The organism is Streptomyces flavusporus (genome assembly GCF_046267975.1).
Lineage (GTDB): Bacteria > Actinomycetota > Actinomycetes > Streptomycetales > Streptomycetaceae > Streptomyces > Streptomyces flavusporus.
On the sequence record NZ_CP176503.1, the window covers coordinates 9,051,961 to 9,067,324 of the forward strand.

Annotated in this window: 10 protein-coding genes and 3 pseudogenes; 11 read left to right on the forward strand and 2 right to left on the reverse strand. The window is 68.7% G+C overall.

Going from position 1 to position 15,364, the window contains the following annotated elements:
- Positions 1–277 precede the first annotated feature (277 nt).
- From ACKTSN_RS42595 to ACKTSN_RS42610, 4 genes are all read left to right on the forward strand, one after another.
- Positions 278–1,195 (forward strand): hypothetical protein, encoded by a 918-nt coding sequence (locus ACKTSN_RS42595; protein ID WP_409473957.1) that lies wholly within the window; start codon positions 278–280, stop codon positions 1,193–1,195.
- Entirely contained in the window at positions 1,179–2,618 is a 1,440-nt protein-coding gene (locus ACKTSN_RS42600; protein ID WP_409473958.1) for a DUF2079 domain-containing protein, read from the forward strand. The genes ACKTSN_RS42595 and ACKTSN_RS42600 overlap by 17 nt, the downstream gene beginning before the upstream one ends.
- Positions 2,619–2,874: 256 nt before the next feature.
- Complete coding sequence (locus ACKTSN_RS42605) at positions 2,875–3,435, forward strand: transposase family protein (protein ID WP_409473959.1); 561 nt, start codon at positions 2,875–2,877, stop codon at positions 3,433–3,435.
- 97 nt (positions 3,436–3,532) lie between these two features.
- Positions 3,533–4,780: an ISL3 family transposase gene (locus ACKTSN_RS42610; protein WP_409473960.1), complete on the forward strand. Its 1,248-nt coding sequence runs from the start codon at positions 3,533–3,535 to the stop codon at positions 4,778–4,780.
- An 8-nt stretch (positions 4,781–4,788) separates the two neighbouring features.
- Here the strand turns inward: ACKTSN_RS42610 and ACKTSN_RS42615 are convergent, their stop codons facing one another.
- Positions 4,789–6,207 carry a transposase gene (locus tag ACKTSN_RS42615; protein WP_409475061.1) on the reverse strand — a complete coding sequence of 473 codons (1,419 nt, stop codon included), beginning with the start codon at positions 6,205–6,207 and terminating at the stop codon, positions 4,789–4,791.
- A 109-nt stretch (positions 6,208–6,316) separates the two neighbouring features.
- Between ACKTSN_RS42615 and ACKTSN_RS42620 the strand changes: the two genes are divergently transcribed.
- On the forward strand, positions 6,317–7,126 hold the full coding sequence (locus ACKTSN_RS42620; RefSeq protein WP_409473961.1) for an ISAs1 family transposase: 810 nt from the start codon (positions 6,317–6,319) through the stop codon (positions 7,124–7,126).
- Between the two features lie 270 nt (positions 7,127–7,396).
- Here the strand turns inward: ACKTSN_RS42620 and ACKTSN_RS42625 are convergent, their stop codons facing one another.
- Positions 7,397–8,440 (reverse strand): FAD-dependent oxidoreductase, encoded by a 1,044-nt coding sequence (locus ACKTSN_RS42625; protein ID WP_409473962.1) that lies wholly within the window; start codon positions 8,438–8,440, stop codon positions 7,397–7,399.
- Positions 8,441–8,454: 14 nt separating this feature from the next.
- Between ACKTSN_RS42625 and ACKTSN_RS42630 the strand changes: the two are divergent.
- From ACKTSN_RS42630 to purU, 6 genes and pseudogenes are all read left to right on the forward strand, one after another.
- Positions 8,455–8,784 (forward strand): annotated as a pseudogene (locus tag ACKTSN_RS42630) (FAD-dependent oxidoreductase); the annotation flags it as partial.
- A 10-nt stretch (positions 8,785–8,794) separates the two neighbouring features.
- Positions 8,795–9,091, forward strand: a complete 297-nt coding sequence (locus ACKTSN_RS42635; RefSeq protein ID WP_409473963.1) for a sarcosine oxidase subunit delta — start codon at positions 8,795–8,797, stop codon at positions 9,089–9,091.
- A pseudogene (locus ACKTSN_RS42640) lies at positions 9,088–11,967 on the forward strand (sarcosine oxidase subunit alpha family protein). The gene ACKTSN_RS42635 and the pseudogene ACKTSN_RS42640 overlap by 4 nt, the downstream one beginning before the upstream one ends.
- Positions 11,960–12,568 (forward strand): sarcosine oxidase subunit gamma, encoded by a 609-nt coding sequence (locus tag ACKTSN_RS42645; protein WP_409473964.1) that lies wholly within the window; start codon positions 11,960–11,962, stop codon positions 12,566–12,568. The pseudogene ACKTSN_RS42640 and the gene ACKTSN_RS42645 overlap by 8 nt, the downstream one beginning before the upstream one ends.
- Positions 12,568–13,923: an L-serine ammonia-lyase gene (locus ACKTSN_RS42650; RefSeq protein ID WP_409473965.1), complete on the forward strand. Its 1,356-nt coding sequence runs from the start codon at positions 12,568–12,570 to the stop codon at positions 13,921–13,923. The genes ACKTSN_RS42645 and ACKTSN_RS42650 overlap by 1 nt, the downstream gene beginning before the upstream one ends.
- Positions 13,924–13,927: 4 nt before the next feature.
- Positions 13,928–14,798 (forward strand): annotated as a pseudogene (gene purU / locus ACKTSN_RS42655) (formyltetrahydrofolate deformylase).
- Positions 14,799–15,364: the final 566 nt, after the last annotated feature.

Genomic DNA, 15,364 nt, shown 5'->3' on the forward strand with positions numbered 1-15,364 from the left:
CAGCCGGTCAAGAACAATGCCGCGTCCGCCCAGAACCTGCAGACCGGCCTCGTCGCCCGCGTGTACTTCAACTCGAACTTCGGCGGGGTCTACGACAACGTTCAGCCCACGTCCTGGCGGAACCTCAGCAACACCTACAATGAGAACGCCTCGTTCCAGTGGATCTGGGCCTGACAATCGGTTTTTGACCACGCAGTGAACTGAGAACCCGGTGTCCCGCCCATTGCAGTTGGGCGGGACACCGGATCTGTCATTATACACGCGAAAAGGAACACTGATGTCCCGTGTCCGTCTGCGCGCTCGCGATCGACGAACAGCGGCAGCTGTCTTCATGGTTGCGCTGGCTTCATCCGTCTTGAGCGGATGCTCGGCCGAGGCCGGCGGGAAGGCGAAAGAAGAGCCCCGAATTCCGGCACCGACGGTCACTGGCATACGAGACCTCGAGACAGTCAACGGTTTGAAACTTCCTCTGGAACCCTATTTGTTCTCCGATTCGGAGATGTCGTCGCTCATGCAAGCCCGGAATGTATTGATCCAGAAATGCATGCACGGGCTGCAACTTGACTACACGCCACCGAAGCCGCAGAAGCGGGTCGGTCCCAAGACCATGACGGAACGCCGGTACGGTCTGGCGGACGCGGATCTGGCAGCAGCCAGCGGCTACCACATGCCGGGCGCGGCGGTGCGGCCCGAGTCGACGGTCCCGGCCGACCAATACCGCGCGCTGACCGGGAAGGGGGCAGGGAGCCGCGTCCCCGAAGGCGGTTGTGTGGGAGAGGCCGAGCGGGCCCTGGCGGGAAAGCGGCACTTCGGAGTGTCGGATCTATCGCAGGATCTCAACGCCCGGTCCTACAAGCTGTCGATGCAGGACAAGCGTGTGCAGGAGGTATTCCACTCCTGGTCCGCCTGCATGAGCAATGCGGGTTACAAGTACCCGGACCCCATGGCGGCCATGTCCGCCCCGGAGTTCTCCCGGGCCGAGGTCGGCAATGGAGAAGTCGAGACAGCCATGGCGGATGTCCGATGCAAGAAGAGCTCGAATGTGATCGGCGTCTGGTACACCGTCGAGTCGGCCTACCAGCAGAAGCTGATCGAGAAGAACTCGAAGAAGCTGGACGCGATTTCCATGGCGAAGCGGGATCAACTGGATGCCGCCCGGAAGGTTAGGTCCGAGGTGCATGGTGGAAGTCGTTAGGTCCGCGCCGTCCGACCCTCGGGCCGGATTCCTCGCCCTCCGCCGCATAAGCCGCTTCGAGCGAACCCCCCATGTTCTCCTGAGATTTTTGCTGTTCGGCGCCTACGCGACCCTCTCCGTCGCCAGATACGCTCGCTTCGAGTCGATGTCCTGGGATCTCTCGATATTCGAGCAGGTGGTGCGGTCGTACGCCCACCTGGAAGCCCCGATCTCGTTGATCAAAGGGCCGGACTTCAACATTCTGGGCGACCATTTCAGTCCTGTCCTCATGCTGTTGGCCCCGTTGTACAGGCTGTTTCCCGGTCCGGTGACACTGCTCCTTGTGCAGGCGGCTTTCTTCGCCCTCTCGGTCGTGGTCGTGTCCGACACTGCCGCACACTTTCTGGGGCGGACACGGGGTCTACTCCTCGGTGCGGCCTACGGTCTGTCATGGGGTCTTCAGCGGGCGATCGACAGCGACTTTCATGAGATCTGCTTCGCGGTGCCGCTCCTGGCCGTTGTGCTGCGCCAGTTTTTGCTGAAGCGATGGCAACACGTCACCTACTGGTCCGTCCCCCTGGTGTTCGTGAAAGAGGACCTGGGGTTGACCGTGACGGCCGTCGGAATCTGTCTTGTTCTGGCCGGTCGGAGAAAGCAGGGAATCTGGCTGGCCGCCTTCGGCGCGACGGCCACGGCCGTCACCCTGCTCGTCATCATCCCGATGTTCAATCCGAGCAGCGGCTACGACTACTGGCAGAAGGTGCCAGGTGCCGGAGGAGACTCCGCTGGCCTGCCCACCGAAGTGCTCGACGGGCTCGGTACCAAGGGTGAGACTCTGCTGTGGATCATCGGAGTGTCGGCCTTCCTGGCACTGCGCTCCCCCCTTGTCCTCGTCGCCGTGCCGACGCTGGGCTGGCGGTTCCTCTCGCACGAGCCGAACTACTGGGGGACGGACTGGCACTACAGCGCCATCCTCATGCCCATCGTGTTCATGGCACTCATCGACGCCATACTGCGTGCCCGGCGCTCCTCCCACGCATGGATACAGGGCTATGCGCGCCATGCGGTGCCTGCCGTCGCGGCGATCGCCGCCACGCTCTGCCTCCAGCTGCCGCTGCGAGGTCTCATCCAGTCGGACACATACGACGGGGGTCCGCGAGTCTCGGATGCGACTGCCGCGGTGTCACGTATCCCTGACGGCGCGACCGTGGAGGCCAACACGGGACTGATGACCCACCTGACCAGCCGGACGTCGGTGTACTGGGTCGGTAACACAGGCACGCTGATTCCGCAGTACATCGCCTTCGACCTGAGCTCGGGGTGGTCGACACCGCTCGAGGACCCTGTCGGATACGCGAAGCAACTGCATCCCTCCGCCCGGTACGACCTGGTCTTCCGCAGTCAGCGGTACGCCGTACTCATGCTCCGCGAAACCGCTCCCTGACCGGCCGGGGGTCTCCGGGGCCCATACGCCCCGGAGACCCTGGAGCCGAGGAGCCCGCGGATCAGCAGCCGCCCAGCCCCACGGCGTCGATGCGGCCGCCGAAGTCGCCGAGTACCCAGGGCTGATGCGTTCTCACTCGGCGAGATGAGCTGATCGCGTGTGCATGCGCCGCGGCGGCCGGACTGGAGACGGTGAACGCGACCCCCGATGATCAAGGTTCTCGAAGCCTTTGATCACGAACAGGGGTCGCGTTCGCGTGTCATCCTCCCTGATCGGCGTCCTGCAGCGCCACTGCGGGCACGTCGGCCTGCCCTGCCCGCCCGAGCAACTCACCTCACTCCGCGAGATCTTGGACCGGCTCCCCGATCCGAGGCGGGTCAGGGGCCGCCGCTACCGGCTGGGCTCCCTGCTCGCCCTGTGCCTGCTCGCAGTCCTCGGCGGTGCCACCACACTGGCCGGCATCTCCCGGTTCGCCGTCGACGCCGCCCCTGAAACACGGACACGCATCGGCCTTACGCGTCTCCCGCGTGCCACCACCCTGGGCCGCCTGCTGTCCCGCATCGACGGCGACGCCTTTGATGACGCCGTGGGTGCCTGGCTCGCCCGGTACTCCCGTGACCCGGTCCAGGACGAGGCGCCCGCGCTGGTGGGACTGGCCGTCGACGGCAAGGCCGTACGCGGCAGCCGTCGTGACGGCCAGACGGCTGTCCACCTCCTGGCCGCGGTCCTGCACGAGAGCCAGGCCGTGATTTCCCGGGTCTTCGAAGTTGAGCGGTGCGCCTCGTCTCGGGCACTGCCGTGGTGTCACGGTGTGTGATCGTCGTGGTGGTGTCGTCCCCTGGACGCAGAGCGCCCGTGGGCCTGCGTGATCATTTCTGTTCTCGACGCAGAACGATCATGCAGGAGCCACGGGCTTGGTCAACGATACGACGTTGCTGCTCGATCTGGACGGGGTGTCCGTCGTGCAGGTCGAACGGCTGGCCAACGGAGGACGCAGGGTCCACCTGGTCACGGCCGACGAGACAGCCAGGGCCTGCCCGGCCTGCGGGGTGTTCGCCACCCGGGTGAAGGGCTCGGCGGTGACCCGGCCACGCGATCTCCCTCACGGAGAGAGCGGATTGGAGTTCCGCTGGCACAAGCGCCGCTGGTGGTGCCGCGAGGCCGACTGCCCTCGCCGGTCCTTCACCGAACAGATCCCGCAGATCCCGGCCGGTGCCAGGCTGACCGCCCGGCTGCGGGGAGCGGCCGGGCGCCGCATACGGGATGCCGGCTCCACGGTCATCCAGGCCGCGCGGGATCTGCATCTGTCCTGGCCGACCGTGATGGAAGCCTTCCGCACGCAGGCCCGCGACGTCACCGAGGCACCTCTGCCGCAGGTCGCAGTCCTGGGCATCGACGAGACCCGCCGCGGACGGCCCCGCTGGGAACAGGACGCGGATACCGGCAAGTGGCGCCTGACCCGGGACCGGTGGCACACCGGCTTCGTCGACGCCCTCGGCCACGGCGGGCTGCTCGGACAGGTCGAGGGCCGCACCGTCGCCGACGTCCTGGCCTGGCTCGCCACCACCGACCTGGACTGGAGAAAGGGCATCGGCTACGTCGCCATCGACATGTCGGCCACCTACCGCGCCGCGATCCGCATCGGCCTGCCGCACGCCACCGTCGTGGTCGACCACTTCCACGTGGTCCAGCTCGCCAACAAGATGCTGTCCATGGTCAGGCGCCGCACCACCGCCGAGACCCGCGGCCGACGCGGACGGGCGAGCGACCCGGAGTGGAAGGCCAGACGGCGGCTTCTGCGCAACCGCGAGGACCTCACCGACGACCAGTTCGCCACGATGTGGAACACGCTCCTTGGCGAGGGGAAGATCGGGCAGACGCTGCTGACGGCCTGGATCGCCAAGGAGAACCTGCGCACCCTCCTCGCCCTGGCCCGCACCGGAGCCGACCGCCACCAAGTCGGCCACGCCCGTTGGAAGTTCCTCACCTGGTGCGCGGACTCTGACATCCCCGAAGTCCGCCAGCTCGCCACCACCGTCGACCGCTGGTGGCCCGAGATCGCCGCGTTCATCGACACCGGACACAGCAACGCCAAGAGCGAAGGGATCAACCGCGTGATCAAGCTCGTCGCCCGCAACGCGTTCGGCTTCCTTGCATTTTGAGTTCCCGGTCACTCCGGGTGACAAGGGCTGGTCGGGGGTCTGTAGGTGGGGCGGGGATGTTTCGGCCTGTTCCGTGAGCCTTTGGGGCGGCCGGGCCCTGCGGGCCGGGGTTTCGGCGGTTTGGTGATCGCGGGGAGTTTCGCGCGGAGGCGGCGAAACCCCAGCCTGACTCGGTAGGGGCTCAAGGTGGTGCCAAGGGGTGGGCGGGCCTGCCAGGGGCGGCGGAGATCGTCGACGAGGTCCCGGGCGAGATGCAGTTGTGTGTAGGCGGCAAGGACGAGGGCTATCCACCGGTCGACGGCTTCGGCCGCGTCCAGGCGGGCGGCGCCCAGGCCGAGGTGGCCCTTGACGAACCGGTGGAAGTGTTCCTGGTCGAAGCGGCGCATGTAGGCCATCCACAGCAGAACGGGATCGGCGGGCTGTGGGCCGAGGTGCCACAGCCACAAGTCCTTCTCCGTGCCGCCGCCGTGCGGCAGCCGTTCGACGTGCACTTGAAGGACGGTGCCGCGCACGATGGGCAAGGGCGTGTCCTCGGGCCAGTCGCTCCACCAGCTGGAGCGGCGGGTCAGCTGCTGGTGCAGGTTGTGCCAGGCGCGGATGGTCACCTTCCCGTACCGGTCACTGTCGAGGTGGGTCTCGTTGTCGGGAGCCGGGCGGGTGTCGGGGCGGGCGCAGGAGAACTCCGCGCCGTGCCGCTGGGGGCGCCCGTTGGTGCCGGGCAGTCGTGGTGGCGGGTCGAAGTGGAAGCGCCGGTTGCTGCGCAGTCGCACCAGGAGCTGAACGGGCAGGCAGTCCAGCTCGGTGGCCAGTTCCGCGCCCCGGTAGCCGGCGTCCAGCAGGATCAACGGTGGTGGGTCGCCCAGTTGCCAGCGGCCGGTGGTCTGCAAGTCCGTCAGCAGGGTGCGGATCTGCCGCAGGGCGACCTCGCCGGCCTGCTCGGTGGGGCGCACCCGCCGCGCCTCCAGCGGCTGCACCCAGGAGGTGGCGCCCCAGCCGATGCCGACCAGAACGCTGTAGTCCCAGCCGGGCAGGAACATGTCCGGCCCCTTGCTGCGGACCATCACCATGGTCCGCTGGTCGGCAAAGCGGGCGTCGGGACGGGCCAGGGGGGTGGTGTCGATGGCGAACATCAGCGGCTCGCCCGCCCGGGCCGGGGACAGACGCTGGACCAGGGCCTGCCGCAGCCCGTCGGTCGAGACCCCGCCGTGGTGCAGCGCGTCGTACACCGAGCTGTGCCGCCGGAGGAACTCCGGCTCCAGCGACAGCTCGACCGGTGACTGCACCGGATGGGCGGTGCACAGCATCGCATCAGCGAGTTCGAACAGCGCATCGCCTCGACGGTACAGACAGGAGCGCAACTGGCTTCGGAACGCCGCCAGTTCGCGCAGGGCATCGACACCGGGCGTGGGAGAAGGAAGAGTGTGCATCACGGCCTTTGCCTGATCGACTGTCAACTCGTGGCGAGAAGACACGATCATGCAGAGGCCGCCCTGCTGTCATAAGAACCGCGGAATCCGTCCTGCCTGCGACCAGCCCTTGTCACCCGGAGTGACCGGGAACTCAAAATGCAAGGCTTCCGCAACGCCGAGAACCAACGGCTACGGACACGCTCAGTCACCACCCGCCGAGCCCGCGGACACCTCCGCACCGCTCAACTTTGAAGACCCGATTTCCCAGCGGCAGATCGCCGCGAAGAGCAACGAAATCCCCGCCTTTGCCCCGCTGCTTGAGCCACTCGACCTGCGTGGCCACGTCATCACCGCCGACGCGCTGCACACCCAGACCGGCCACGCCGAGCAGATCACCGCCCAGGGCGCCCACTACATCCTGGTCGTCAAAGGCAACCAGAAGAAACTTCGCCGTCAGCTGCGGCACCTGCCCTGGCGGGAGGTCCCGCTCCAGCACCGCACCCGCGACCAGCGACACGGACGCCGCGAAATCCGCCGACTCAAGGTCTGCACCGTCCAGCCCGGACTGCTCTTCCCCCACGCCGTCCAAGCCATCGAGGTCAAGCGGCGTCGCACAAACCGCAGGACCGGCAAGACCACCATCAAGACGATCTACGCGGTCACCAGCCTCACCCCGGACCAGGTCACAGCATCCCAGCTCGCCGAACTGATCCGCGGGCACTGGCAGGTGGAAGCCCTGCACCACGTGCGGGACGTGACCTTCGCCGAAGACGCCTCCAGTGTCCGCACCGGCACCGCACCCCGCGCGATGGCGACGCTCCGCAACATCGCCATCGGCCTCATCCGCCAGGCCGGATGGACGAACATCGCCGCCGCCACCGACCACTATCGGTCACGAACCGACCACGCACTCCAACCACTCGATCTCGAAATCTGAGAACGCATCAGCCCTGCTTCACACACCGATGATCACCGGTGGCCGCACCTGTTCCCGGGCCAGCCCAGACCAGCAAGATCGCGATCTACAGCTGGAGTATTAGAAGAAACCCAGCTTCTTCGGCGAGTACGACACCAGAAGATCCTTCGTCTGCTGGTGGTACACGTCATTCATGTCTGTGACGAGCTGGAATAGCGGATGATGAGAGGGGCGACGGGCCTCTGGCTCGCATATGGTCCGGTTCTTGGCGGCTCGTCGCACGGGCGCGGTTCACGCCGTATCGGCTCCGGCCTTGCGATGAAGCAGGCGCTTTGCGACCCGGTACGCCTCGTCGTAGCAGCCGTGCGTGCCTGCGGTGGCCGATGTGTAGTCGCCGGCGAACTCGATGCCGCGTACCGGTCGGCGCAGCTCGTCCAGTACGGACAGTCGCGCCGGAGACAGCAGGGAGAAGCAGTGCGGCCAGGTGTGCCCGTGCGTACCGGCGATGCGTCCGCGCAGTTCGGGGAGTACGGCGAGGAAGTCCTCGACCCAGGCTGCCAGGGCCGGTTCATCGGTGCCGAAGCCTTCCTGGTGGCCTGCGCCGTTGCCGTAGCAGACGTACTGGACCAGCGACGCCCCGGTACGCGTGTCGTGTCGGGGTCGGCCGGGGGCGGGGTTGATGATCGCGTCGAACCGGGTGCTGACAGTTGTGATGAACGCCGGATCGGCCAGGTGCGGGACATCTCGGACGTCGGCGACGACGGCGAGCGTGCGGCTGCCCGAGGTCAGTGCCTTGTCCAAGGCGTCCCGCTTCCACCGGGGCAGGTCCGGCACGACGTCCGGTACCTGGGGCGCCGGCACGGCTACGACCACTCGGCGGGCGGCTACCACACGCGTTTCGCGGCCTCGTTCACGAAGCCGGACACGGTACGTCCCGCTGTCGAGGGCCTCGACCGATTCGACGGTGGTCCCGAGGTGAACGGTGCCTTTCGGTAGTTGCTCGGCCATGCGCAGCGGCAGCTGCTGCATGCCGTCCACCGGGAACAGCCGGTTGCCCTTCTCGTGGGCGAGGTACGAGGCGAAGTAGCGCAGGCCGTACTTGGCGGTGGTCTGTGAGGCCTTGTCGACGGCGCCGCCCTGGACCGCGGTGCGGATGATGCGTATGGCGTCCGGGTGCAGGCCGACGAGCTGGTCCTCGACGGTGTGCGCACCGATCTCGTCGGAACGGGAGTCGAGTGCCCCGCCGCTGGTGTAGCGCCGGTACTCGTCCATCGCCTGGTCCACGAAGGCGGTGAGCTGTTGCTTGGCGGTGTCGTCCAGGGGAAGACGGGCCACCAGCGCGGCGTTGTGGCTCCTTCCACGTGATCGAGCAGCAGATGGCCGCCGCCGTCGAGCTGTTCCCCGTCTTCGCCCGCGCGCACGTGCTGCGGACCTGGGGCGGCATCGTCGACGTCACCCCGGACGCCTCCCCGATCATCGGCAGCACGCCCGTGGAGAACCTCTACGTCAACTGCGGCTGGGGAACCGGCGGGTTCAAGGCCACCCCGGCGGCCGGCTGGACCTTCGCGCACACCATCGCGACCGGCGAGCCGCATCCGCTGAACGCCCCCTTCGCCCTCGAACGCTTCACCACGGGCGCACTGATCGACGAACACGGCGCCGCGGCCGTGGCCCACTGAGGAGGACACCGTGCTGCTGATCAACTGTCCATGGTGCGGTCCTCGGGACGAGACCGACTACCACTACGGCGGACAGGCCCATGTCGCCTACCCCGAGACCCCAGCGGATCTCACCGACGAGCAGTGGGCCGAGTACGTCTTCTACCGCGACAACCCCAAGGGCCCCTTCGCCGAGCGGTGGGTACACAGCACCGGCTGCCGCCGCTGGTTCAACGTCCTGCGCGACATCGCCACCCATGAGGTGCTGACCTCCTACCGGCTCGACGAGCCTCGCCCCGAACTGCCCCAGGCCGGAGGGAACCGATGACCGACCAGCATTTCCGGCTCCGGCAAGGGGGCCGCGTCGACCGTGGCACCGTGCTGCGGTTCACCGTCGACGGGCGGGAGTTGACCGGTCACCCCGGTGACACCGTCGCGTCGGCGATGCTGGCGAACGGGCTCGTCGAGGTCGCTCCGTCGCTCTACCGCGGCCGCCCTCGCGGCATTGTTGCCGCGGGTGTCGAGGAGCCCAACGCCCTGTTGCAGATCGATGGTTCGTGCTCGGAGGGCATGCTCCCGGCGACGACGGTGGAGCTGTACGACGGTCTGTCCGCCATGACGCTGTCCGGCATGGGCCGACTCGACCCGACCCCCGACCCCGCCGTCTACGACAAGAAGTACGTCCACACCGACGTCCTGGTCATCGGCGCCGGACCGGCCGGGCTCGCGGCCGCCGCCGCTGCCGCAGGCTCCGGTGCTCGCGTGATCGTCCTCGACGACCAGCCCGAGCCCGGCGGCTCGCTGCTCTCCGGGCGCACCGAGAGGGTCGGCGCGCAGACCGCCCTCGACTGGGTCGCCGACGTCCGCGCGGCACTCGACGCCGCCCCCGAGGCCGTCGTACTGCAGCGCACCACGGCCTTCGGGTCGTACGACGACAACTACGTGCTGGCCCTCCAGCGGCGCATCGACCACCTCGGAACTGCCGCACCCGAAGGCGTCTCGCGCCAGCGGCTGTGGCACATCCGGGCCTGCCAGGTCGTCCTGGCGACCGGCGCGCACGAACGTCCGCTGACCTTCGCCGGCAACGACCGCCCCGGTGTGATGCTGGCCGCGGCCGTGCGCACCTACCTCAACCGATACGCCGTGGCGCCGGGTTCGCTGGCCGTGGTCAGCACGACCAACGACAGCGCCTACGACACGATCGCCGGCCTCCACGCCGCCGGTATCGACATCGCCGCCGTCGTGGACGCGCGCCCCGAGCTGTCCCACCGGGCCGCCGAGGTCGCCGTCGCGACCGGGGCGCACGGGTGCTGACGGGAAGCGCGGTCGTCGACACCTCGGGGGACCGTCGGCTCACCGGCGTCACCGTCCAGGCCCTCGACGCCGACGGTCGACTCACTGGTGCCCCACCGTCGTTCGACTGCGACCTGCTCGCCGTATCGGGCGGCTGGAGTCCGGTGGTGCACCTGCACAGCCAGCGTCAGGGACGGCTGCGCTGGGACGAGGATCTGGTCGCCTTCGTCCCCGACGGCACCGTACGGGACCAGCAGGTCGTGGGTGCGGCCAACGGGACGTACGACCTCGACGGCTGTCGGGCCGAGGGAGCGCGGGCAGGTGCGCGGGCCGCGACGGACGCCGGGTTCCCGGTGCCGGTACCGTCGCCCGGCGATGCCCGGACCGGTTCTGGACCCATGCGTGCCCTGTGGCTGGTCCCCGCCCCCGAAGGCGAACCCGGCACCTGGGACACCCACTTCATCGACCTCCAGCGCGACGTCACCGTCACCGACGTCTGGCGCTCCACCGGCGCCGGCATGCGCGGCGTGGAGCACGTCAAGCGCTACACCTCGCTCGGCACGGCCAACGACCAGGGCAAGACCTCCGGCGTCAACGCGATCGGCGTCATCGCCGAGGCCCTCGGCGGTTCACTGGGAGAGATCGGCACCACGGCCTACCGGGCGCCGTACACGCCGATCGCCTTCGCCGCCCTGGCCGGGCGGGAGCGCGGCGAGCTGTTCGACCCGGAGCGGACGACGTCCATCCACAGCTGGCATGTGGCGCACGGCGCGGAGTTCGAGGACGTCGGGCAGTGGAAGCGCCCCTGGTACTACCCCCGGCCCGGGGAGGACATGGACACCGCCGTGGCCCGCGAGCGCCGCGCGGCCCGCGAGGGGGTGGCGTTCATGGACGCCTCCACCCTCGGTAAGATCGAGATCTGGGGTGCGGACGCGGGCGAGTTCCTCAACCGCATCTACACCAACGCCTTCAAGAAGCTGAAGCCCGGCATGGCCCGCTACGGCGTCATGTGCAAGCCGGACGGCATGATCTTCGACGACGGCGTGACGCTCCGCCTCGACGACAACCGCTACTTCATGACCACCACGACCGGTGGCGCCGCCGGCGTCCTGGACTGGCTGGAGGAGTGGCTGCAGACCGAGTGGCCCGAACTCGACGTGCACTGCACCTCGGTGACCGAGCAGTGGCGACGATCGCCGTCGTCGGCCCCAGTCACGCCAGGTCGTCGCCCGACTCGCGCCCGACATCGACCTGTCCGTCGAGGCGTTCCCCTTCATGGCCTTCCGCGAGACCACCCTGGCCTCCGGAATCCCGGCCCGCATCTGCCGGATCTCCTTCTCCGGCGAACTCGCCTACGAGATCAACGTCTCCGCGTGGTACGGCCTGGCCGTCTGGGAGCAGGTGTACGAGGCCGGGCTGCCGTACGGCATCACCCCGTACGGCACCGAGACCATGCACGTCCTGCGGGCCGAGAAGGGCTACATCATCGTCGGCCAGGACACCGACGGCACCGTCACCCCGCAGGACGCGGGCATGTCCTGGGTGGTCTCCAGGCAGAAGGACTTCATCGGCAAGCGGTCCTACTCCCGCGCCGACACCTCCCGCACCGACCGCAAGCAGCTGGTCGGCCTGCTCCCGAGCGACCGCACGACCCGGCTGCCCGAGGGCACCCAACTCGTCGCGCCGGACGTGCCGATCACCCCCGAGGCCGGGCCGGTGCCGATGCTCGGCCACGTCACCTCCAGCTACCACAGCCCGGCCCTCGGCCGTCCCTTCGCCCTCGCCCTCGTCGCGGACGGCCGGGACAGGATCGGCGAGACCCTGCTCGCCCCGGTGGGCGAGGACCTGGTGCCCGTCGAGGTGGCCGACTTCGTCCTCTACGACCCCGAAGGGACCAAGCGCGATGGCTGAGCCGACGATCGACGCACGGGTGAGCCCGTTGGCGCACCTGGAAGAGCGGATGCGCGCCGCCACGGTCACCGGCGCCCGCGGCGTCACGCTCACCGAGTGGCCGTTCCTCACCATGGTGAACCTGCGCGTCGATCCCGCGTCCGAAGCGGCCGACCGCATCGAGAAGACCCTGGGCGCACCGCTTCCGCGCCAGGGCGGGCACATCACCGCATCCGGACCGCACACGGTCCTCTGGCTGGGCCCGGACGAGTGGCTCGTGCTGTCCCAAACCGAAGCGGCCGCTGTGACCGCCGAGTTGCGGGAGGCCCTCGGCGGCGACCCGGGCTCGGTCGTGGACGTCTCCGCGAACCGCACCACCCTGGAGCTGAGCGGCCCGGCCGCCCGGCAGGCGCTGGAGAAGGGCTGCCCGCTGGACCTGCATCCCCGGGCCTTCGGCCCCGGCAAGGCAGTGTCGACCACGGTGGGGCCTGTCGCCGTACTGCTCTGGCAGGTCGACGACACTCCGACGTACCGCCTGTTCCCGCGCTCCTCGTTCGCCGACCACCTGGCCCGCTGGCTCATCGACGCGATGAGCGAGTACCGCGGCCCCGAGGTGCCCTGATGGCGCTCAGCGCATTCGACCTGTACTCGGTCGGCATCGGCCCCTCCTCTTCCCACACGGTGGGGCCGATGCGCGCGGCCCGGCGGTTCGTCCGGCGCCTGGACGCTGAGGGCCTGCTGTCCTTCGTCGGCCGAGTGCGGGCCGAACTGTTCGGCTCGCTCGGCGCGACCGGCCACGGCCATGGCTCGGACAAGGCAGTCGTCCTCGGCCTGGAGGACGAGGATCCCGCCACCGTGGACACCGACCGGGCCGACGGCCGGGTGGGGGAGGTGCGCCAGAGCAGGACCTTGCTCCTGGCCGGCAAGCACCGGATCGGCTTCGACAGCGACGCCGACCTGGTGCTGCACCGGCGCAAGTCCCTGCCCGCGCACCCCAACGGCATGGTGTTCCACGCGTTCGCGGACGACGGCCGGGTGCTGGACCAGCGGACGTACTACTCCGTGGGCGGAGGCTTCGTCGTCGACGAGGCCGCCACCGGCGCCGATCGTGTCGTCGAGGGCACGACCCGGGTGCCCTTCCCCTTCGACTCGGCGGCCGAACTCCTCGCGCACTGCGCACGCGAAGACCTCGCCATCAGAGACATCATGCTCGCCAACGAGCAGGCCTGGCGCCCCGAGGCCGAGGTGCGCTCGGGGCCGCTCCACCTGTGCTCGGTCATGCGGGCGTCGGTAGAGCGCGGATGCCGTCGCGAAGGAGAGCTGCCGGGCGGCCTGCGGGTGCCGCGCCGCGCACCGGCGCTGTTCCAGGACCTCAACTCCGAGGCCGACGACCGGGATCCGCTCCACGTCATGGACTGGGTGAACCTGTTCGCCCTGGCCGTCAACGAGGAGAACGCCTCAGGCGGCCGCATCGTGACCGCACCGACCAACGGGTCAGCCGGCATCATCCCCGCCGTACTGCACTACTACGTGCGTTTCGTACCCGGCGCCGACGACGACGGCGTGATGCGCTTCCTGCTGACCGCCGCCGCGATCGGCATCCTGTTCAAGCAGAACGCCTCCATCTCCGGCGCCGAGGTCGGCTCGGCCTGCTCCATGGCGGCCTGGACGCTGTGCGAGGTCCTCGGCGGGACGCCCGCGCAGGTCGAGAACGCCGCCGAGGTCGGCATCGAGCACAACCTGGGGCTCACCTGCGATCCGGTCGGCGGCCTGGTCCAGATCCCCTGCATCGAGCGCAACGCCGTCGCCAGCGTCAAGGCGATCAACGCGGTACGGCTCGCCCTGGCCGGTGACGGCACGCACAAGGTCAGCCTGGACAAGGCCATCAAGACCATGCGCGACACCGGCAGGGACATGAAGGTCAAGTACAAGGAGACCGCCCGCGGCGGCCTCGCCGTCAACGTAATCGAGTGCTGACACCATGACTGATCTCCAACAGGACTCTCCCCCGGCGCCGGTCGAGCACGTGCTCACCGTCGACTGCCCCGAGGCCCCCGGCATCGTCCATGCCGTCTCACGGTTCCTGGTCGAGCACGGCAGCGACATCATCGACAACCACCAGTTCGGCGACCGCCGCGACGGCCACTTCTTCATGCGGGTGCGTTTTGCCACGTCCGGCGGCGAGAACACCACCGAGGTGCTGCGCCGTGGCCGCGCCGTTCACCATGCGGTGGCACCTCGAACCGGTCGGCACCCGGCGCCGCGTGCTGGTCATGGTGTCCCGCTACGGCCACTGCCTCAACGACCTGCTCTTCCGCACCCGCAGCGGCGACCTGCCCATCGACGTGGTCGCGGTGGTCTCCAACCACCGCGACCACGAGGCACTCGTCACGTGGCACGACATCCCGTTCTTCCATGCGCCGGTCACCGCCGCGACCAAGCCCGAGGCCGAGGCCCGACTTCTGGAGCTCGTCGACTCGTTCGACGTCGACCTGGTCGTGCTGGCGCGCTACATGCAGGTGCTCTCCGACGACCTGTGCACCCGGCTGGTTGGCCGGGTGATCAACATCCACCACTCGTTCCTGCCGAGCTTCAAGGGTGCCAAGCCCTACCACCAGGCACATGAACGCGGCGTCAAACTCGTCGGCGCCACAGCCCACTACGTCACCGCCGACCTCGACGAAGGCCCGATCATCGCCCAGGAGGTCATCGGAGTCGACCACAGCCACACCCCCGACGACCTGGCCGCCATCGGCCGCGACGCGGAGTCGGCGGCCCTGGCCCGAGCGGTCCGCTGGCATTGCGAAGGCCGGGTGTTCGTCCAGGGCAGACGCACGGTGGTCCTCCGGTGACAGGCGAAGCAGGGGCACGCTCATGTGACGGCAGGATGCGCAGATCGCCCGGTTGGAGACCGGATCCTGAGTCGGTGTCGGCGATATGACGCTGCCGTCGGGCTGGACGAGGGCGGGGAAGACGCGGCCGTCCTGGGGCAGGGGGGATGCCGCAGGTCTTGCCGTCAAGGACACCCTGCCGTACTTCCTCGGCGCCGTCGGGCCTGAACAGGCCCTGCGCCGTCACCGACTTGGCGAGGCACTGCGCGAACAGCGCGCCGCCCAACGCAAATTCGACAATGCCGTCCGCCGCAGGGACGGCATCGACACCCGCCAGGCGGCACTGCTGCGCCGCGAAGGACTCCTGCAGGACCTTCCCCGCCCTGGACCCGCGGCAGACCCGATCACTGCTGGGGCAGGCCCTGACCGTCACCCCCATCACCGTCGGCGGACCTACCGACCTGCAAGACCGCAGGTACTCGCCCAGGAGGGTTCTGTCAGCGATCTCGTGCATGCCAAGGTCAAGCGGCTGCGTAGACAGGAACGCCCTGGTCGCAAGGTATCGGCGGATGTAACACGATGTGCAG